Source organism: Agrobacterium bohemicum, from assembly GCF_002896715.1.
Classification (GTDB): domain Bacteria; phylum Pseudomonadota; class Alphaproteobacteria; order Rhizobiales; family Rhizobiaceae; genus Agrobacterium; species Agrobacterium bohemicum.
Map to the genome: position 1 here is coordinate 12,746 of NZ_PGEL01000018.1, position 18,928 is coordinate 31,673.

Here is an 18,928-nt window from a genome sequence, read left to right on the forward strand (position 1 = left end):
CCATGCAATGCACCCAAGTGAAATCCAGCTCATCACCATTCAAGGACACATCAAATGATCAACCAAAATCAAGACAACACGATAACGCAGAAAACCACCATCGACCGCCGCAGTCTGCTCAAGATGACAGGCGCTGGCGTCGCTGCCCTAGGGGCGATGTCTANTTTCGACGCAACAATTTCAAAGGCTCAAGACATGTCCAACGGCGCCTCCAATTTCTACACCAGCGATAAGGTGACCCTGCAGAAGGTCACATTCNAAACCCAGTATCAAACAAATGTCGCCGGCAATCTTTTCCTACCTAAGGACCTCGACCAGACGTCGAAGCATCCGACGATCATCGTTGGCCACCCAATGGGTGCGGTCAAGGAACAGAGTGCCAATCTCTACGCCACCAAAATGGCCGAACAGGGTTTTGTCGCGATGTCCATCGATCTGCCGTTCTGGGGCGAAAGCGAAGGACAATCGCGCAATCTGGTTTCTCCGGAAGCCTATGCCGAAGCCTTCAGCGCAGGGGTCGATTTCCTTGGCTCGCATGCCTTCGTTGACCGCACCAATATCGGCGCCATCGGCGTCTGCGGCAGTGGCAGCTTCGTTATCAGTGCGGCCAAGATCGATCCGCGCATCAAGGCAGTCGCGACCGTCAGTATGTACGACATGGGCGCTGCTTTTCGCGATGCATTGAACAAATCGCAAACGGTCGAGCAGCGTAAGCAGTTCATCGCCACTGCCGCAGAACAGCGCTGGGCCGAGGCAGATGGCTCCAATATCCTGTACATCGGTGGCACCACGTTGCAACTGACGGCTGAGACGGATCCAATCCAGCGTGAGTTCTATGACTTCTACCGGACGCCTCGCGGTGAATTCACGCCTGCAGGCGTGGCAAGGGAGACGACGACTAAGCCGACCCTGAGCAGCAGCGTCAAATTCATGAACTTCTATCCGTTCAACGACATTGAGACGATCTCGCGCCCAATGCTGTTCATCTCTGGAGACCAGGCTCATTCGAAGGAATTCAGCCAGGATGCTTACAACCGGGCGTCCGAGCCAAAGGAACTGGTCTGGGTCAAGGGAGCCGGTCACGTCGATCTCTATGACCGTGTCGACCTCATCCCGTTCGACAAGCTGAAAGCCTTCTTCGATCAGCATCTTGCGTAGGCAAATCCATCGCAAGAAGTGGCTATTTGCAACGGGGTTTGCCGCTGGCACTGCCCCGTACCTGCCTCCCTCTCGAAAGGAGATCTGAAATGACCGACAACATCGCCGGCAAGACCATTGTCATCACTGGCGCCTCAAGCGGGATGGGGGCGGCAGCCGCCCGTCACCTTGCCGCCCAGGGCGCAAATGTTGTCCTCGGTGCGCGTCGTGCCGACCGCATCGATACACTTGCCGCCAAAATCATCGATGCTGGTGGCAAGGCCACTTCTGTCACGACCGATGTGACGAGGCAGGATGACCTGCGGACGCTGGTGGACACCGGCGTGGAAACCTACGGACGGATCGACGTGCTCATCAATAATGCGGGCATCATGCCACTCTCTCCGCTGGAGAGGTTGAGGGTTGATGAGTGGGATCAGATGATCGACGTCAATCTCAAGGGTGTTCTCTACGCATCGCCGCAGCACTCCCGCACATGAAAGCCCAGAGATCCGGCCACATCATTAACCTGTCCTCCGTGGCAGGCCACAAGCTTTTCGGCGGCTCGGCTGTGTATTCAGCGACCAAGTTTGCCGTGAGGGCCGTATCCGAGGGGCTACGGCAGGAGATGGCTCCCTACAACATTCGCACCACGATCATATCTCCGGGCGCTGTCAAGACGGAACTCCTCGAACACATTACCGAGAAGGACGTGCAGAAAGCGAACCAGGACTATGTCGGGCAGGTCGGCGTGCCAGCCGAAACCTTCGCCCGGATGGTCGCATTCGCGATCAACGAGCCCGAGGATGTTGCGATCAATGAGATCCNTTTCCGTCCGACCGCTCAGGAACTTTAAACCTTGAGCCGCAGTCCGTCCTAGGGGNCCCGTTCGCGACGGCCCCACAGTCCATGACAGTAATTTAAGGATACCCAGATGAAGAACATTGCCGCAAGCATTGCCATCTCGGCTCTCGCCGCAACAGGAGTGGAAGCCCAGGAAGAGCGCAGAAGGGTTGCTCCTCCAGCCGTCTACACGGTCGCACCAGGGCTTGGTCATTTCACGGATGACGTCCTCTTCGGTGAGGTTTGGGTAAGAACCGACCTTGCGCCTCGCGACCGTAGCCTCGTCACCCTCTCGGCAATTGTGTCTACCGGGAAAAACGAGCAGATCGCTGCACATGTCAGCCGCGCCCTGGATAACGACGTGAAGCCCGGCGAGATCGGTGAGCTCATCACGCATCTAGCGTTCTACTCGGGATGGCCGAATGCAATCTCTGCCGTCACAGAAACAGAGAAGATCTTCGATGAGCGCCAGATTGCACCTTTGAGCAACAGCGAAGCGACACGCATTAAATTGGAAGTCGCAGCCGAGGCCACTCGAAAAGCGACGGTCGATGCTGCCGTTGCGCCGACAGCGGCGGCGCTAGCTGACCTTACTAACCGTGTGCTGTTCGGAGACTTGTGGCAGCGACCAGATCTTTCAGCGCGAGACCGGAGCCTCGTGACGATGGCCGCGCTGATCGCGGTTGGTCAGCCGGAGCAATTGCCGTTCCATGCCAACCGCGCGATGGATAACGGCTTAACGCAGTCAGAAGCTTCCGAAATACTGACACATGTTGCATTCTACTCTGGCTGGCCCAGAGCCATGTCCGCGGTACCTGTCCTAAAAAAGGTTTTTGNAAACAGGAATGGAATTGAAATGAGCGCTCCACAGGCAAACATTACGATCACTCCCGCAGGAAGCAGTGCTGCGCCAGCGCCTGCTGAGTACTTCACAGGCAGCGTCCATATCTCAGCCCGTTATCAAGCCGACGCTCCTGCGCGCATTGGCGGCGCCACGGTTTCCTTCTCGGCTGGTGCTCGCACTGCTTGGCATACACATCCTCTCGGGCAAACTCTGTTCATCGTAAGCGGGCGCGGCTGGGTGCAGAAGGAAGGTGAGCCAATTCAGCAAGTCGGCCCAGGAGACGTTGTCTGGATACCACCGCTGATCCGGCATTGGCATGGGGCCTCACCTAGTGAGCCGATGAGCCATTTCGCGGTTGCCGAAGCGCTCGACGGAAGCGCTGTCACCTGGATGGAGAAGGTGTCCGATGAGGACTACGCCAAGGGCGCCGCTGAGTAGAACCAAACTATCGGCGGCGGGGTGGGTGACCACTCCGCGCATTCGATGCAAAACGAAACGGAGACGATCACGTGCCCAAGACAATATTGGCCTCTGCTGTCGTCGCACTAGGATTGACAGGACCTGTCATGGCTCAAGAAAGCATCCGGATTTCCTCAGCGTGGGGAGAAGTCACCGCTACCCTCGCCGACAACGAAGCCGCCAGATCGCTGGCGCGGATGCTGCCATTGACAATCGAGATGTCCGACCATCTCCGCCAAGAAAAGACGGGAAACCTGCCCTCTGCCCTGCCTGAGCTTACACGACAGCGAGACTTCTCGGTCGGTATGCTCGGCCTCTGGAGTGCCGATCATTTCGTGATCTATTATCGCAGCGGCCGCGTTCCCGCTCCGGGCATTATCATCCTCGGGCAGACCACCGGCGATGTTTCGCTATTCGACCGCCCAGGGCCCATCACTGCAACCCTGGNAAAAACTGATTAGGATATCTCAAGCATCGGACCCGTTTGAAGCAGCTTACCTCAAGCAACAGGCAAAACTGCAGCTGTTGGAGTGTCAATTTCATTTGCGCNAAATGACTGAAGCAATCGTTGCCTTGCTCTTGACTGGATCAGAACCTTCGACCTAAGCCGCCAACTGCGTTCTTGATAGATGNAAATGGGAGTAAGGGTTTGTATCCGACAAAGTCAAAATTTCCGACTCTTCGCGCTTGACCTTCGGACGTCAGCGTCTTTGGATTAACAGCGATGACAGTTCATTGATTTCCGTCACGCCCAACAGCCCCATGTTCCGATGCAGCTCATCTGAAAGAATGCTCACGGCCTTTGCGACACCGGCTTGTCCACCCACCGCTGCTGCGTAGAGAAATGGTCTGCCGACGAAAACGAACTTCGCACCGAGAGCCAGCGCTTTTACGATGTCCGTGCCTCTGCGAAATCCTCCATCGATCATGACAGCTGTCTTAAACCCCACTTTATCCACAATCGCGGGGAGCGCTTTCAGCGGGGCAATAGTACCGTCCAATTGCCTGCCGCCATGGTTGGAGACGATGATCCCGTCTGCTCCACGCTGTACGGCAATGGCCGCATCTTCCGGGTGGAGAATTCCCTTCACGACCAGATTACCGTTCCACCTTTGCCTGATACGGCTAAAATGCTCCCAGCTCNAATGATCTTTCTTGCCGAAGTCACGCATCACGTTCGACGCAATGATCGGTGCACCCCGCGTTGCATAGGAGTTCTCGAAATGGGGAATGCCGTGGTTAAGGATCGTGCGTGCAAATGTGCCGATAGTCCAGGCCGGGTGGGTCAATCCCTGCCAGACGAGACGCACACTCGGTCGAAGCGGTGTCGAGAAGCCTGCGCGAATGTTGTTCTCACGGTTGGCCAAGACGGGGGTATCGACCGTCAACACAAGTGTTTTGTACGCTGCCGAGGCGACGCGGTCAATCAGTGCATCGATCCGATCCGGCTCACCCGGCAGATAGGCTTGAAACCACGATCGTGGCGCAGCCTCGACAATCTCCTCAAGCCGAATCAAGGACGAACCACTCATGACCATGGCAATGCCAGCATCCTGCGCGGCTTTTGCCAGCACGATATCTCCGCGATAGGCCATCAAAGCACTGATGCCCATGGGCGCTATGCCAAAGGGTGAGTTCCATTCTTCACCGAACAGAGTGGTCTGCGTCGATCGGGAAGACGTATTTCTAAGAACGCGGGGCTGGAAAGTCATGCCTCTGAATGCGTCGGCATTCATCTTGAGGGACGCATTCGTTTCGCTTGCACCGGCAATGTACCCGAAAAGTGGCTTTGGCAGGTGCCGCTTTGCCAAACCTTCGAAGTCATCGAGAGACAGGACGCCGCGCAAACGGTGCTTCGCTAGGGAAGGAAAACCGGGAAACATGATTTTAGCTCTTATGGTTATCACGAAAAGGGGAGTGAAAAAGGACGCCTCGCGGCGCCCNTTTTTTTTAGTCTTCGCTCGCCTCGAATGCAGCTTTTCTATTCTTGCGGATGGTCGGCAGGATCAGAGTCAGCAACATCAAACCCGTTACGGCCAGAAGCACTGCACTGATGGGACGCTCGAAGAAGACCAGCCAGTCCCCTTGAGACAGCAGCATCGCGCGGCGCAAGTTCGTTTCCAGCAATGGACCCAGGACGAAACCGAGAAGAAGCGGACCCGGTTCGCATTTTGCTTTGCGCAAGACATAGCCCAGGATACCAAAGAGGATCACCAGTGCGACATCGAAACCGCGATTGCTGACGCTGTAAACACCAACGCAGCAGAACAACAGGATTGCTGGATACATCAGGCGATACGGGATTTGCAGCAGCTTTACCCAAAGCCCGATCAGCGGCAGGTTGATGACAAGCAGCATGGCATTGCCAAGCCACATGGAGGCAACCAGACCCCAGAACAGTTCCGGCTGGTTCTGGATGACCGATGGACCGGGCGTGATGCCGTGAATGGTCATCGCGCCTAGCATCATAGCCATGATGGAATTGGACGGAATACCGAGTGTCAGAAGAGGAATGAACGAGGACTGAGCGCCGGCATTATTGGCAGCTTCGGGGCCAGCAACACCAGCGATGGCACCATGACCGAACTTTTCCGGTGTCTTGGAAATGCGCTTTTCAACAGAATAAGCGCTAAAGGCGCTCAAAGTCGCGCCACCACCCGGCAGAACGCCTAGGATGGTGCCGACCCCAGTGCCGCGCAACACGGCCGCCCAGCTATCCTTGAACTCTTCACGGGTGGGCCAGAGCCTGCCGATTTTGCTTTGCAGCACACCGCGTACTTCCTTTGATTCCAGATTGGTGGCGATTTCGGCGATGCCGAACAGGCCAACCGCGATCACGACGAAATCAATGCCATCATAGAGGTCGGTCGAGCCGAACGTCATGCGGGCAGAGCCGCTGTTGACATCAATACCGACCATGCCCAGCACGAGGCCGAGGCAGACCATACCTATGGCCTTTACGACGGAGCCGTGTGCGAGAATAGTGGCTGCGAGCAAACCGAAGATGCACAGCGCGACATATTCCGCCGGGCCGAAGGAGAGTGCGAAGGACGACAGCGTCGGTCCTGCAACGGCGAGCGCAATGGTCGCAACGGTGCCCGCAAAGAAGGAGCCGAGCGCTGCAATTGCCAGTGCGGCACCCGCCCTGCCCTTTCGCGCCATCTGGTAGCCATCGATTGCGGTTACCACCGCCGAGGCTTCACCAGGCAGATTGACCAGAATGGCTGTGGTGGAGCCACCATATTGAGCGCCGTAGAATATACCTGACAACATGATCAAGGCACCTAGCGGCGGTAGGAAGAAGGTCACCGGCAGAAGAATTGCCACGGTTGCGGTTGGCCCGATACCCGGCAGCACGCCGATTAGGGTTCCCAACAATGCACCGAGGAAACAAAACATCAGATTGGTGGGTGTCAGGGCCTCAGAGAAGCCGAGCATAAGGACGTCGAGAAAAGCCATCGAAATAATCCGATCAAATCAGGAAAGGTCGTCAGAAGGGCCAGATGGGCATCTGAACGCCAAGTCCGTAAACGAAGAGAAGCGCGCCAAGCGTCGTCAGCACCGCAGTCGAGATCAATATCTCCCGCCAGCGTGATTCAGGATCGGCCAGACTTCCCACAACCAGAAGCCAGATGGTTGCGGCGACGAAACCAAAACGCTCTGCTGCAAACGCAAATCCCGCAATGGCCACAACAAGAATGATCAGTGGCTTGGGATTGATTGCATCGAGCGCTTCATGTGGCTTGGAGAGGGCCTTGATCAGAACAACTGCACCGATCAGCGCGATGATGGTGCACAGGGACTTCGGTAGAAAACCCGGTCCCATCATTGCTGGGCTGCCGTATGTCAAGTCGCGCCCGGCCCAAAGGCCAAGCGCTCCCAGAAATATCAGCACACCGCCAGCAAGAATGTCGGGAAAATCCCGATTATTGGCTGTGGGCTTCATGCTCATTGCTGCACCCAAGGTGTTGTATCCCAGATTTTCTGGAAACGAGCCAAGCGGTTCGGCATTTCCNTTTCCCAGTCTGGACCGCTGAGATAAGCCAATGGCAGGGCCATTTGCTTTGCCTGCTTCTGGAACTCGGGATTATCAAGCGTTGCCTTGACAGCAGCGGCGAAACGGTCGGAGATTTCGGCTGGTACTTCACGCGGTGCCGCAATGCCGCGCTCGGACGTCATCTCGACATTGAAACCGGACTCGATAGCCGTTGGTACTTCCGGAAGTTGAGGCGAACGTTCCTTGCCGAAAGTGTTGATCATCCTGAGGCCGGATGTGTCATTTCCACCGAACTCGCTAACATTCAGACCACCGCCGGTTACCTGAGAACCGAGGATCGCCGTGCGGGTCTCGCCAGCGCCGTTGAATGGAATGTGGGTGATGGTCGTGCCGGTTTCCGAGCCCAGAATGATGATGGCAAGATGATCGTCAGTGCCGATGCCGGATGAACCGAAGGATACTGCGCCGGGCTTTGCTTTGGCAGCAGCAACGAACTCGGCGATGGTCTTGATTTCAGATGCGGCAGGAACGACGATAGCCGCTGGATCATCTACGATGCGGGCAATTGGCTTGATGGTCTTTGGATCATAACCAAGCTTTCTTTGAACCTGCATGGATAGGAAGCCAGGCGTATTGATGTAGGAGAATGTGTAGCCATCCGGCTTGGCCTTCGCCAATGCAGTATAAGCAATTTCGCCAGAGGCACCTGGACGGTTTTCGATGACGATGTCAGCGCCGAGTTCCTTTTCAAGAAAGGGCTGCATGGCACGCGCCATGACGTCGGTGCTTCCGCCGGGTGCAAAAGCAACGATCATCTGAATTGGACGATCCTTCGGCCATTCTGCGTGAGCCGAACCAATCGTTGCCAGCAAAGCGCTGGCTACCAAAGCTGCTGTTCTCATCATATTCATCGATATGCTCCTCCCAAGGAACGCTATGCGGGCCCGGCACCCGCTCTAAAACTAGCCGGGATGTCCTCCAAGCGCAGTGCTGAGCTTGCGCGCGGCAACGCGGAGAATTTCGAGATTTTTCGATACGGCCTCTTCGGTGAAGCGTGACGGTGGGCCGGTTAAAGCCAGAGACCCAAACAGGGTCTGACCTTCACGGTAAACAGGCACAGCGATACTGGCGACCTGCGGATCACGTTCACCCATGCTGACATGAAAGCCCTGCGCGCGAATGTCGTCGTAAATCTTTCCACTCGTGCCAGTGAAGGCTAGAATGACGCGACCTGGCGCGCCACGATCTAGCGGCATGGCATCGCCAACGCGGGCGGAGTGGCGGATGGATTGCGTGGAATCGTGCCGGTGAAGGCAGACGCGGACATCGCCCTCTTTGACGTAAACCGCAGCGCTCTCACCGCTCTCCTCGCTGATCTGGGCGAGCAAAGGCTCGACCACAGCCGATGATTTAAATGTGGATTGATAAAGGCCACCGAGACGGACGAGCTTCGGCCCCAGCCGCCAGCTGGCGTCATCGTTTCGAACAAGCATTGAGGATTTAGCAAGCGAGCGAGCAATGCGCAGCACAGTTGATTTGTCGAGCTCGGTACGACGCGCGAGCTCACCCAGCGTCAACGCATAGTCAACGTCTGTAAAAGCTTCCAGCATCGAAACAGCGCGCTCTACGGCTGCAACACCTGAAGAATTGCCTGGCATTGGTTTAACCTCCCACAAAAAGATATTGTACTAGGTACAACACCTTTTCATTTAGTACAATAACCGATAATGAGGATTCGTCAACCGTCGCTCGTTCGCGAGGCGACGCACCGAAATTCGGGAGGTTTTAGTGAACGAAATCAATGTAGTGGACACTGCCGCAAGCCCATCAGACGCGGGTGCAAAAAGCCTCAAGGTTCTCGTCACANGGGCGCAATTGGCACCCGAGGCAACAGAACTTCTCACAAAAAATGGAATCGAGACGATTTACGCGGACGGCTATAGCGGTTCAGACAACTTAGCCAATATCGCCAAGACAAATGCGGTGGATGCCATCCTCGTTCGTCAGGGCCAGATCAACGATCAGGTCATATCAGCATCCAAACAGCTTCGCGTCATCGCAAAACACGGCAGTGGTGTCGATAATATCGATCTCGACGCTGCAACATCGCACAACATTCCAGTTCTGCGGGCGCTTGCTGCAAACGCACAGTCGGTCGCAGAACTTGCCATCACCCTGTCAGTCACGCTGATGAAAGACATCGGCACCTTGAGCGACACTGTCAAACGAGGTGCATGGCCAAAGACCAAATATGTTGGGCGGGACCTTGCCGGGGCAAAATTTGGAATCATCGGCTTCGGCGAAATCGGCCGCAGAACAGCCAAGCTTGCCCAAGGGCTTGGCATGGAAACCATCGCCTATGACCCGTTTGCGGATGATGCCGACGGTACGCGTGTGAGCCGTGATCTTTCCGAAGTTCTCGCGCAAAGCGATATTGTCAGCCTGCATTGCCCGTTGTCACCGCAGACACATCATCTCATCAACGCCGGCCGTTTCAAGGCGATGAAACCTACGGCTTTCATCGTCAACACATCACGTGGCGCCGTGATCGATGAGGCAGCGCTATTGGAAGCTTTNAAAAATGGTGGCATCGCCGGTGCCGCACTCGACAGTTTCGAGCAGGAGCCGCCATCGCCAGATCACCCTTTCTGGGCTTTGCCAAACCTCATCGCCACCCCTCACGTGGGTGGGGCGAGCCGCTCAGCGTTGCGCAACATGGCCCTGCAAAGCGCGCAGCACATCGTCGATGTCCTGACTGGCACTCCGTTTGATCGCCGCGCACTGGCAAACCAAAACCTCGACCAGAACTAACCACCCAACACGAAACGGAGGATTAAACATGTTAGGTTTCAGAGTATGCAAGCGTAAGCAGGCCGTCAGCGCAGATTGGGTCGAAAAATTCAGAACCCTCCCCGTCGCTAATGTCAGCGATGTCATGTCGCGCATGACGGCGGGCGGTGCGCCGCTGCGTCCGTTCTACACCGGCCCGAGAATGGTCGGCGCCGCTGTAACAGTCAAAGCCCGTCCTGGCGACAATCTGATGGTTCACAAAGCGCTCGATATTGCCGAGCCAGGCGACATTGTCGTCGTTGACGCAGGCGGCGACCTGAGCAATGCAATCATCGGCGAATTGATGGTCGCCCACGCGGCCCAACGCGGCCTTGGTGGCATCGTCATATTCGGTGCCATTCGCGACAGCGAAGAACTCCTCGAAGGCTCTTTCCCTGTTTTCGCGGCAGGCGTCACCCACCGCGGACCTTACAAGGATGGCCCAGGCGAAGTGAACGTCCCCATCGCCATCAACGGTATGGTCATCGAGCCAGGCGACCTCATCTGCGGTGACGCCGACGGCCTCTTGTCTGTCCCGCTTGCGTCGGCGGAAACCGTATTCGAAGCCGCATCCAAAAAGCACGCAGCAGAGACGAAGCAGATGGAAAATATCAAGCTTGGGAAGAACGATCGCGCTTGGGTCGATGCGTCTCTCGAGCGGCTTGGCTGCGTCATCGAAGATTGNAAACTATGAGGCGTGGAAATATCCACGCCTCAGCCGCTGCGAGTTATTTTCCCCTTGAACAAATGCGAACCGTCGACACTTCGATTACGCACAGGCGTACCCTCGACCAGAGCCATTGCTGCTCGCCGCCTTCTCTTCGTCGGCCTCGCTTTCATCAAGCCGCCTCATGGAAACGGCGAGTTTTTGATCTGCCTCACTGATAAAATTTTTAGCGTGCCAGGGGTGAAGTTGCGACCTTCTTGTTGATCGCGTTGATCAGCGCCCCGTCAACCGCGAATGGCGCAAATCCGGTTTGAACTCAACACTCTGACGTTCCCTGGACAGGAGAAGGAACTGCGGTGAGCGTGGTTGTGTGCCTTGCCCGCCATCTGCGCGGAGTCACTTTCTCCCAATTTTTGAATGAACGGTAGAAAGAGCCCGAGTCGTTGTAGCCAAGTAAAAAGGCCACTTCCTCGATCGTGATTGATGCATCCNAAAGAAGAGACCTGCTCAGCTCTTGTCTTGCTTCGTCAAGCAGCGCTCGGAATGTTGTCCCTCCATCGCCTATCCGTCGCTGTAACGTCCTTTCACTAAAACCCAGTTCCTGCGCGACGTCGGCAATATCTGGACGACCGCTGGCGAGCCGCCGCTTTAGGACAAGTTTGATGTGTTCGGTCACGCTGCCCCACGCTTGGATGTCTCCAAGGGCCGCAGTGAGCGCCGGGGTCATTATCGAAAGCATTTCAGGGTTGTACCCCACGAACGGGAGATCCAGATCCGCGGATTTCAGAACAAGTCTGTCGCGGTTAGAACCGAAGCGGATGGGACAACCAAAGAACTGTTCGTGCGTGGCTGTCGGCAGGCCTTTCCGTGCATATTCTACGACCACTGGGACGATGCGCTGCCCGGTGCCACGTCGGCCTAGTTCAAGTAACATCGCCAGGCTCGCATCAACCGACAGGGCTGGCTCCGGCTCTGTTCCAGATGGCCAGTCAGTTACCAGCGAAACGATGCCACCCCCGTCTTCAAACCGCATTTTGTCGGGACTGCATGCTCGCTTGAAACGCGCGATCCGCTCCAGGCCGTCACGGTAACTGGCAGCAAAAGATGCCGCCAGAAACGCAAGCTTATGGTTCGCGGTGCTGGTGTTCTCAACCAAACGAATACTGATGGCTGGGTCCTCTGACAGAACCTCGATCGCTTTCCATACAGCAAAAAGCTGCATCGTACTGATCACCGCTGTCTCGTCCAGATACAGCATGGATGGTAGTTTCGCGTGGCGCAGGACCGCAGACGGGCGCAGCCCCATGTTTTCGATTCCGCTCCAGAATGGACGCGGAAGCCTGCACCGATCCNGGGGGACCATCAATCTAACGACCATGCACGACTCTCTCTCNTTTCCTGGGCGACCTTCCGGCGATACTACCTGTCCGCCATGGTGAGTAAGTGACCGACAGCCTAACTCTAAATACAATGGCGTCGTTTGCAAGTTTTTTGGCGGCGTATGCCTTTGTGCTCGGGTCGATTTCTTCATACGATACATCCACCATTGAAGGAGATTTATCGTTGACCATCACATTCTACACCAACCCAAATTCAAGGGGACGCATGGTTCGCTGGATGCTCGAAGAAGTCGGAGCAGACTATGAGACCGTCGTTCTAGATTATCTAAAGACCAGTACCGACGACCAGTGGGGCGGGGCGGCCCTTGAAAAGCCAGCCGCAACTGAGACGGACAGTGAGCAGGCCCGANTTTTTAGAGAGATCAATCCAATCGGAAAAATACCAGCGATCGAGCACAACGCACGCGTCATCAGTGAGAGCGGAGCGATCATCACCTATCTTGCCGATGTCTTTCCACTCGCGGCCCTCACCCCCACGGATGATGAAAGAGCCGACTACCATCGGTGGATGTTCTTCACCGCTGGCCCCATCGAGCAGGCCGTGACCAACAAACGCGCTGGCTTCGTCCCGCTTCCGGAACAGGAATTCTTTTTCGGCCATGGCAGCTACGAGCGCACGTTGGATCAACTTGAGTACGCAGTAACGAGGCATCCCTTCATTGCTGGTGGAAGGTTCACCGCTGCGGATGTGTATGTTGGTTCACATATAGGATGGGGTCTGGGACTAGGCACGATACCACCACGCGAGGCCTTCGTGAAATATGCTGGTAACCTTGTAGCCCGGGATGCCTACAAGCGGGCAGTTGAACTCGACAACGCGTTGCTTCAAGCGGGTTGAGGCCATTATCTTTCTGGTGCTGGTCGGAAAAACGACGTTTGCCACGACCTGACNAAATTCTAGGCCGAGCACTCGCTCGGCCTTTTTGCTGACTGCGATCTAGCCGACGACCCGTCCGGCCACNAAAAATGCCTGATCCCAGACGATCGCACCACCGAAAGCTTGGTGTTCCTTTTCGAGTCGTTGCGCAAGTGTATCGACCTGTACTTCCCCTTCCGTGCTGACGCCACGCTTGACCAATCTGGGTAGCATGACGCGCATAAGTGTAGGCAGAAAGGAAGGCTGGTCAGGCTCAATGAGAACGACTTCGCTGTAGGCCTGAATAATCGAAAGACCGTGTGCGCGCATCTTTTCGTCGAGGTTCTTGCCGAGAGTGACATCGCCGCCCTCAGCCGCGACCGTGTCCCATGTCCAGTCGTAAAGCTGTCGATGTAAGGTAAGAGCTGGATGATCAAAGGGCACGTTACGGCGTGCATGCTCTTGAAATGCCAGCACCGCACCGGGTTTTGCCAATCCGACCAGACGGGAAAGCGTTGCCGACGTGTCCGGCAAATACATGAGGATGCGGCGTCCAACGATGACGTCAAATCTGCCAAGCTCGGGCAGATCGCGGGAGAGATCGACAGCACGATAGTCGATGGGTGCCGCGTCTGGGTCTTTGCTTATGGCGCAGGCGGCCTTCAACGCGGACTGGTTGCTGTCTATTGCGATGATCTCCCCTGAAGGGCCGGCCAATCTTGCCACGAATCGACTCAGATCGCCGTTTCCACAGCCGACATCAAGGACCCGTGATCCACTAGCGATGCCCAAGCTGTCAAAGAAACGGGGGCTTTCGGAATTTGCGGGGTTCATTGCCGCTGCAGAATCTGTATGTAACATCATTACGTTCTACTCGGAGCGCGCTTCATCGGCAAGCGGAGCGTTGCTCAATGTTAAGGCGATCTATGATACGGCTTCCCAGTCGTCGACGTTGCCGGACGATCGCTTCGTGCTATGACAACCGTTACAGGAGGTGGCATTAACACATAATGCGAAAACCTGTCGGCCTTGGGAGAGCACAGATGAAGATGATCGGAATTCTCGGCGGCATGTCCGTGGCGTCTACGCAGATTTACTACCGGGAACTGGCCAGGCTCACGAGAGACAGGCTGGGCGGTCTGCATTCCCCGGAATTGCTCATCCGCTCCGTGGACTTCGACAGGATAGCGAAGCTCCAGGCTGCGTCCGACTGGGTAACCGCCGGACAAGTGTTGAACGCAGAGGCCCGTGCGCTGGAACGTGGTGGAGCACAATTGCTNCTGCTTGCGACAAACACCATGCACAAAGTGGCTGATCAAATCGTCGAGGGAATCGAGATGCCGCTACTGCATATCGCCGACGCCACAGCAGATATCATCGCAAGCCGGGGGCTGCAACGTCCCGGCTTAATGGCAACCGCCTTCACTATGGAGCAGTCGTTTTATATCGACCGCCTCAAAGCCAAGGACTTGATCCCGCTCGTCCCGAACGCGGAAGACCGTGCCGAAACTCACCGTATCATCTATGAAGAACTCTGCCGTGACGTGATCAAGGACGACAGCCGAACCATCTTCGAAACCATCGCCAAGCGACTGGTGGCGAGAGGCTGWGACTGCCTCATCCTCGGATGCACCGAGATCGGGATGCTTTTAAGCCAGGAAAACGTTTCAGTCCCTGTATTTGATACTACCTTGATCCATTGCGAGGCTGCGCTGTCTGCTGCGCTCACGTAAACCGCGTCTCCGGCTGAGCGCACGAAGTGCTCCTGGATCGAGATGGTTTATCTGATTTCAGCACCGCGCCTTCATGGGTCCGGAGCTATGGCGCCAGTTGTTATTACTATTATCGTCGGGCCGGTGCTCTGATTTCCGAGTTTGTCAAATCAGACACGGGCGGTATGCTGAACATGCTTTTATATTCACGGCTAAACAGTGAAGGACTGACATATCCTACAGAAAAGGCCACGCTTGAAACGCTGGCGCCACCCGCGGACAGCAGTTGCCGTGCTTCCAGAAGACGCATCTGACGCTGGAAAGCCAGAGGGCTATGGCCGGTGACTGGTTTGAAATGCCTATGAAACGAGGTCAAACTCATTCCCGCGATTTCCGCCGGCTCGGCCACGACAAAGGGTTTGTCCGCATTCTCACAAAGCCAGTCGGCTGCTATCTTGATCCTACGCGAGCGATTATCACGCTGGCCCAGTTGGCGGAGGGTATGGGCGGCCCCGGTGCGCCACGCACGGTCGAGCAGGGAGCAGCTATAGCAGTCCGACTGGCGACGCTCTTCTGGATGGGTCCGACCGGCGGCTTCTACCACGACAATGAAGGGCCCAACATTGCGCCATACGACTGGTGAGAGATGTCGATGCCACAACCTGATTTTAGAAGGAGCGCAGTCGAGGTTGATCCTTTCGTAAACCTTGTAGAGGCTGTCGCCATAGGGCATCGTTGGCAATTAAAGACCTGACGTCCTTAACGGAAGCGGAGCGAGTTCCGCTTCTGTTAAGCTAGAGTCTCCATGGCTCTCAATTGATGCGCCTGCTTTCTTCCCCACGTCGGGCATTTCAGATCAACCCTCAGCAAATCTGCAACCTGCCCGCCTTGGGAGAGCACACGTGAAGACGGTCGGAATTGTCGGCGGCATGATCCATTGCAAGGCCGCGTTGTCCGCTGCGCTCACATCGGCCGCGTCTCCCGGCAAGCGCAAGAAGTGCTCTCGGATCAAAAATTTCACTCTGACCTCGTCTCGGTGCCTGCCCTCCCGGGTGCAGCACTCCACAACGCGGCGCTCGCCATGATTGCCGCAAATGATATGAGCGCTGTAGCGCTCCCGGCGTAATCCAAAACCGCTCCGAACAGCGGCGCACCAGCGGTTTGGCCAAGCGCCAGAACAAGAAACGGAATTCCAAGACCGAGCGCCGGGCGATCTGCGTATAAGACGATCCCCCACATCAGGAGCGTGCCCGTAGCGACAATGTAAGCCACGCCGAACAGTCCCATAACTGGAAAGCCTATTGGCGTGAAAACCGTTGCACCCACCAGACCGAGCAGACTGAGCGCCATGCACGACACCGACAAGCGGTGAGCGAAACGTATCCCGAGGTAGTCAGTTAAAAGGCCTGTCGCTGCACCGACCGATCCGCCCATGCCAAGCGCTATCCATGCCCACGCAATGGAGCTGTCGGAGAATCCCAGTTCATCGCGCATAAGATTTGCGCCGAAGGTCCAGACTGCAGTGCTAGCGCTGCCGGCGAGAAAAGCGCTGATGCAAAGCCGCCCTGCCCCTTTGCGAACCATATGCTTAATCGACCACGTGCCGTAAGCATTGGCCTTGGTTGCAGTGGTTGTGGGCATTGCAAACCAGAGCCACACTGTCACAACTGCGCCTATCGTGGCGAAAACCGTGTAGAGCTCCCGCCACCCTCCCGGAAACGCCAGGACTGCGACACCCGACAGAATAATGCCGGCCGCAGTGCCTGAGTTGATCACACCGTTCGCACGCGGCCTATTGCCTTCGTCCAAGCTTCCAGAAACCGCGACAGCAAGCGGAGGTGATGTTAGACCCGTGCTCAACCCAGCAAGGGCGACTGCGAGACCAAGTTGCCAGACCGTTTGAGAAATCGATACCAAGCCCATTCCCAATGTGGCCGTCAAGCCTGCTAATCCTGCGATGCGCCGCTCGCCCATAGGCATTTCGAAGACAAGAGCGATTGCAATCCCGACGCAGTACGCGGCAAAGGCTCCACCGCCGATCCACCCCGCGGCTGCGGCATTGAGGACAAGGTCGTCACGGATATAGGGGAGTTGAAGACCATAAGCGAAGCGGGCTAGCCCATAACTCAGCGCCGTCAGGGAAAAGGCAGCGGCAAGGAAGTTTGCGTGTCCCCTCATTTCAAACGCTCCTTTGCGACTGCTACGAGATCAAGCGCCGCGCGCCTAGCCGACCTGATCGGATCGCCGTCAAAAACGCTCGCGGCTGCAGTGGCCCCCTCGAACAGAAGCCATACCTGATTGGTTAGCTCCGTATCTGCACTGCCGATGCAGACCTCTACGCGCCTACCGATCTCTTCGCGAAATTCTCGTTTCTGTTGCTGGACAAGGGCGGCTATCGCCTCGTTAGCACCAGCATACTCGCTGTAAGCGCGAAGCAGCATGCATCCCCTCGCACCGTGCTCGACCATCCATTGCTCCTGGGTGTCGAAGAGAAACCCGATCGGATCGTCCGCTGCTTGCCAGTCTTCAAGCCGCGCCATGAAAGCGAGATGGCGCTTTTCGAGAACAGCAGTGACGAGCCCGTCACGTGATCCGAAATGCTTATATAGCGTTCGGGTAGAAGCCCCTGAAGGAGCAAGAATGGTGTCTACGCCGACGCTATGAAATCCATTTTCGTCGAAGACCCGCTCAGCAGCGGTGATAATATCAGTTCGTTTTTCCATGCTAACAAATATACAACGATCGTTGTACATCACAAGGAGCTGTCACCACTCCTCACATTCATCTAATATCTTTGGTGGTAATCATGGGGACCGCCGCATTGTTGAGTGCTGTACCGAGGAATGCAGTAACTGAGACAAGGTCAGACTTAACTCCGTTGCGCCGTGTGGTGGTACCGCGCCTACTTCGAGACAAGATTGTGGGCATAAATCCGCCCTATAACCAGCCGTACGTGCGATATTTGGCCCTTCATGGTCATGGTAGAAGCGCCCGGTCAGACCCATCCAGTCGAGCGTCGCCAATCGGACTGCAATTGCCGCTCCCGGTTCGACTGTGCGGGGCGCACCGGGGCCGCCCATATGCTGGGACACGGACTCATTAAGTGAGGCGATCCATATCCTTACCGCTGCAAGCTTGAGTGCTGCGAGGTAGTTGTCTACTCGCCAGTCATATCGCGTGGCCGGGCCGCGCATCTTTTTGATGCGGTTGAGGAAACGCTCAACGAGGTCGCGCTGGCGGTATACCCATCGGCTGAAGGCAAAGTTCTGTTTTCGATCGGCCTTTGCGGGGATGTTCGCCCAACATTTCCGTTTCTGACGAAGGTCCTGATAGCGTCGTTGTCGTAAACCTTGTCGGCGAGCAGGGTTGCTCCAAGCTTCACGTCACTCGGCAGCTTTTCGGCCATGGGTGCATCGGTGGCCTGACCGGCGGCAAGCTCCAGTCGGATCGGTCGGCCATCGGCTTCAACAAGCGCGTGGATGTTTGTTGTCAGGCAGCCACGCGAACGCCCCATGCAAGGCCATGCTGATGAAGGCTAATGGAGGAGGAATCGATCATCACGATGTCTCCATCGTAGCGCTTTGAAACCGCATCAAGAAGGCGATCCCAGACGCCAGCCTTGCGCCAACGCGAGAACCGATTGTAAAGCGTCGTGCGCGTACCATAGCGTTCCGGCACATCTCGCCACGACGAACCCGTTCTGAAACGCCACAAAAAGCTGCTCCGGCAGGGTAGGTTAGTCTGGGTCACTGAATATCGGAGCGAAAAGGCCGAACTGGCGCTCGACCTTTCAACTCATTTAGATCAAATATCAGATAGACTGAAGGTTGGTCGCTGAGTTTTTGCCAGACTTCTTGTCGCGCTCCAATTCGTAGCTGAGCTTCTGTCCTTCGACAATTTCGCGCATACCGGCGCGCTCAACAGCAGAAATGTGGACGAACGCATCTTCTCCGCCATTATCCGGCTGGATGAAACCGAAACCCTTTGTGGCATTGAACCATTTTACTGTTCCTGTGGCCATGATGAACCCTTTCAAGATTTTCAGACGNCCCAACGTGGGGATCTCACGGTCGTGGTAACGAGAACCACGCCAAGAAGTTCAACAAGACTGGTTAAGACCTCTCAGAGAGCTAACCGAATGCGGCATATACCGACCCAAAAAAGCGGCGACGGGTGGCACATTA

Annotated in this window: 19 protein-coding genes and 2 pseudogenes; 9 read left to right on the top strand and 12 right to left on the bottom strand. The window is 56.2% G+C overall.

All coding sequences use genetic code 11. The features are described 5' to 3' along the window. Nucleotides 1–156 precede the first annotated feature (156 nt). From CUC55_RS03890 to CUC55_RS03905, 4 genes and pseudogenes are all read left to right on the top strand, one after another. Nucleotides 157–1,158 carry an alpha/beta hydrolase gene (locus CUC55_RS03890; RefSeq protein ID WP_425352736.1) on the top strand — a complete coding sequence of 334 codons (1,002 nt, stop codon included), beginning with the start codon at nt 157–159 and terminating at the stop codon, nt 1,156–1,158. A gap of 89 nt (nt 1,159–1,247) precedes the next feature. Then, nucleotides 1,248–1,993 (top strand): annotated as a pseudogene (locus CUC55_RS03895) (SDR family oxidoreductase). Between the two features lie 78 nt (nt 1,994–2,071). Further along, entirely contained in the window at nt 2,072–3,262 is a 1,191-nt protein-coding gene (locus CUC55_RS03900) for a (R)-mandelonitrile lyase (RefSeq protein WP_103087042.1), read from the top strand. Nucleotides 3,263–3,390: 128 nt separating this feature from the next. Then, complete coding sequence (locus CUC55_RS03905; protein ID WP_425352737.1) at nt 3,391–3,744, top strand: cyclophilin-like fold protein; 354 nt, start codon at nt 3,391–3,393, stop codon at nt 3,742–3,744. Between the two features lie 240 nt (nt 3,745–3,984). On the opposite strand, the gene CUC55_RS03910 is transcribed toward CUC55_RS03905, so the two are convergent. The 5 genes from CUC55_RS03910 to CUC55_RS03930 all read right to left on the bottom strand — a co-directional run bounded on the left by CUC55_RS03910 (nt 3,985) and on the right by CUC55_RS03930 (nt 8,938). Further along, on the bottom strand, nt 3,985–5,166 hold the full coding sequence (locus tag CUC55_RS03910) for an alpha-hydroxy acid oxidase (protein ID WP_103087044.1): 1,182 nt from the start codon (nt 5,164–5,166) through the stop codon (nt 3,985–3,987). Nucleotides 5,167–5,233: 67 nt separating this feature from the next. Next, on the bottom strand, nt 5,234–6,742 hold the full coding sequence (locus CUC55_RS03915; RefSeq protein WP_067653344.1) for a tripartite tricarboxylate transporter permease: 1,509 nt from the start codon (nt 6,740–6,742) through the stop codon (nt 5,234–5,236). A gap of 31 nt (nt 6,743–6,773) precedes the next feature. Beyond that, nucleotides 6,774–7,235: a tripartite tricarboxylate transporter TctB family protein gene (locus tag CUC55_RS03920; RefSeq protein WP_067653342.1), complete on the bottom strand. Its 462-nt coding sequence runs from the start codon at nt 7,233–7,235 to the stop codon at nt 6,774–6,776. Beyond that, nucleotides 7,232–8,191, bottom strand: a complete 960-nt coding sequence (locus CUC55_RS03925; RefSeq protein ID WP_103087045.1) for a tripartite tricarboxylate transporter substrate binding protein — start codon at nt 8,189–8,191, stop codon at nt 7,232–7,234. The genes CUC55_RS03920 and CUC55_RS03925 overlap by 4 nt, the downstream gene beginning before the upstream one ends. A gap of 51 nt (nt 8,192–8,242) precedes the next feature. Next, nucleotides 8,243–8,938, bottom strand: a complete 696-nt coding sequence (locus CUC55_RS03930) for an IclR family transcriptional regulator (protein WP_067653338.1) — start codon at nt 8,936–8,938, stop codon at nt 8,243–8,245. Nucleotides 8,939–9,086: 148 nt separating this feature from the next. Here CUC55_RS03930 and CUC55_RS03935 point away from each other — a divergent pair, with 148 nt between their 5' ends. Together CUC55_RS03935 and CUC55_RS03940 are read left to right on the top strand one after the other, a co-directional pair. After that, entirely contained in the window at nt 9,087–10,091 is a 1,005-nt protein-coding gene (locus tag CUC55_RS03935) for a hydroxyacid dehydrogenase (protein WP_103087087.1), read from the top strand. A 28-nt stretch (nt 10,092–10,119) separates the two neighbouring features. After that, nucleotides 10,120–10,803, top strand: coding sequence for an RraA family protein (locus CUC55_RS03940; protein WP_103087046.1), 684 nt, complete (start codon nt 10,120–10,122; stop codon nt 10,801–10,803). A 289-nt stretch (nt 10,804–11,092) separates the two neighbouring features. Here CUC55_RS03940 and CUC55_RS03945 read toward each other — a convergent pair whose 3' ends face one another. Continuing rightward, nucleotides 11,093–12,316: an AraC family transcriptional regulator gene (locus CUC55_RS03945; protein WP_425352730.1), complete on the bottom strand. Its 1,224-nt coding sequence runs from the start codon at nt 12,314–12,316 to the stop codon at nt 11,093–11,095. A 65-nt stretch (nt 12,317–12,381) separates the two neighbouring features. Here CUC55_RS03945 and CUC55_RS03950 point away from each other — a divergent pair, with 65 nt between their 5' ends. After that, complete coding sequence (locus CUC55_RS03950; RefSeq protein ID WP_103087089.1) at nt 12,382–13,014, top strand: glutathione S-transferase family protein; 633 nt, start codon at nt 12,382–12,384, stop codon at nt 13,012–13,014. 99 nt (nt 13,015–13,113) lie between these two features. On the opposite strand, the gene CUC55_RS03955 is transcribed toward CUC55_RS03950, so the two are convergent. Further along, complete coding sequence (locus CUC55_RS03955) at nt 13,114–13,896, bottom strand: methyltransferase domain-containing protein (protein WP_103087047.1); 783 nt, start codon at nt 13,894–13,896, stop codon at nt 13,114–13,116. A 179-nt stretch (nt 13,897–14,075) separates the two neighbouring features. Here CUC55_RS03955 and CUC55_RS03960 point away from each other — a divergent pair, with 179 nt between their 5' ends. Further along, nucleotides 14,076–14,765, top strand: a complete 690-nt coding sequence (locus CUC55_RS03960; RefSeq protein ID WP_103087048.1) for an aspartate/glutamate racemase family protein — start codon at nt 14,076–14,078, stop codon at nt 14,763–14,765. A gap of 109 nt (nt 14,766–14,874) precedes the next feature. Here the strand turns inward: CUC55_RS03960 and CUC55_RS23075 are convergent, their stop codons facing one another. Further along, nucleotides 14,875–15,126 (bottom strand): helix-turn-helix transcriptional regulator, encoded by a 252-nt coding sequence (locus CUC55_RS23075; RefSeq protein WP_245304051.1) that lies wholly within the window; start codon nt 15,124–15,126, stop codon nt 14,875–14,877. On the opposite strand from CUC55_RS23075, the gene CUC55_RS23080 reads away from it, so the two are divergent. After that, nucleotides 15,031–15,387, top strand: coding sequence for a hypothetical protein (locus tag CUC55_RS23080; RefSeq protein WP_245304053.1), 357 nt, complete (start codon nt 15,031–15,033; stop codon nt 15,385–15,387). The genes CUC55_RS23075 and CUC55_RS23080 overlap by 96 nt on opposite strands. A gap of 374 nt (nt 15,388–15,761) precedes the next feature. Here the strand turns inward: CUC55_RS23080 and CUC55_RS03970 are convergent, their stop codons facing one another. From CUC55_RS03970 to CUC55_RS03995, 4 genes and pseudogenes are all read right to left on the bottom strand, one after another. After that, nucleotides 15,762–16,922, bottom strand: coding sequence for an MFS transporter (locus CUC55_RS03970; RefSeq protein ID WP_067653326.1), 1,161 nt, complete (start codon nt 16,920–16,922; stop codon nt 15,762–15,764). Continuing rightward, on the bottom strand, nt 16,919–17,497 hold the full coding sequence (locus CUC55_RS03975; RefSeq protein ID WP_210176153.1) for a TetR/AcrR family transcriptional regulator: 579 nt from the start codon (nt 17,495–17,497) through the stop codon (nt 16,919–16,921). The genes CUC55_RS03970 and CUC55_RS03975 overlap by 4 nt, the downstream gene beginning before the upstream one ends. 351 nt (nt 17,498–17,848) lie before the next feature. Next, nucleotides 17,849–18,467, bottom strand: a pseudogene (locus CUC55_RS23085) (IS5 family transposase); the annotation flags it as partial. An 88-nt stretch (nt 18,468–18,555) separates the two neighbouring features. After that, the gene (locus CUC55_RS03995) at nt 18,556–18,765 is read right to left on the bottom strand and encodes a cold-shock protein (protein WP_067653394.1); all 210 of its coding nucleotides are present in this window, start codon (nt 18,763–18,765) and stop codon (nt 18,556–18,558) included. Nucleotides 18,766–18,928 lie beyond the last annotated feature (163 nt).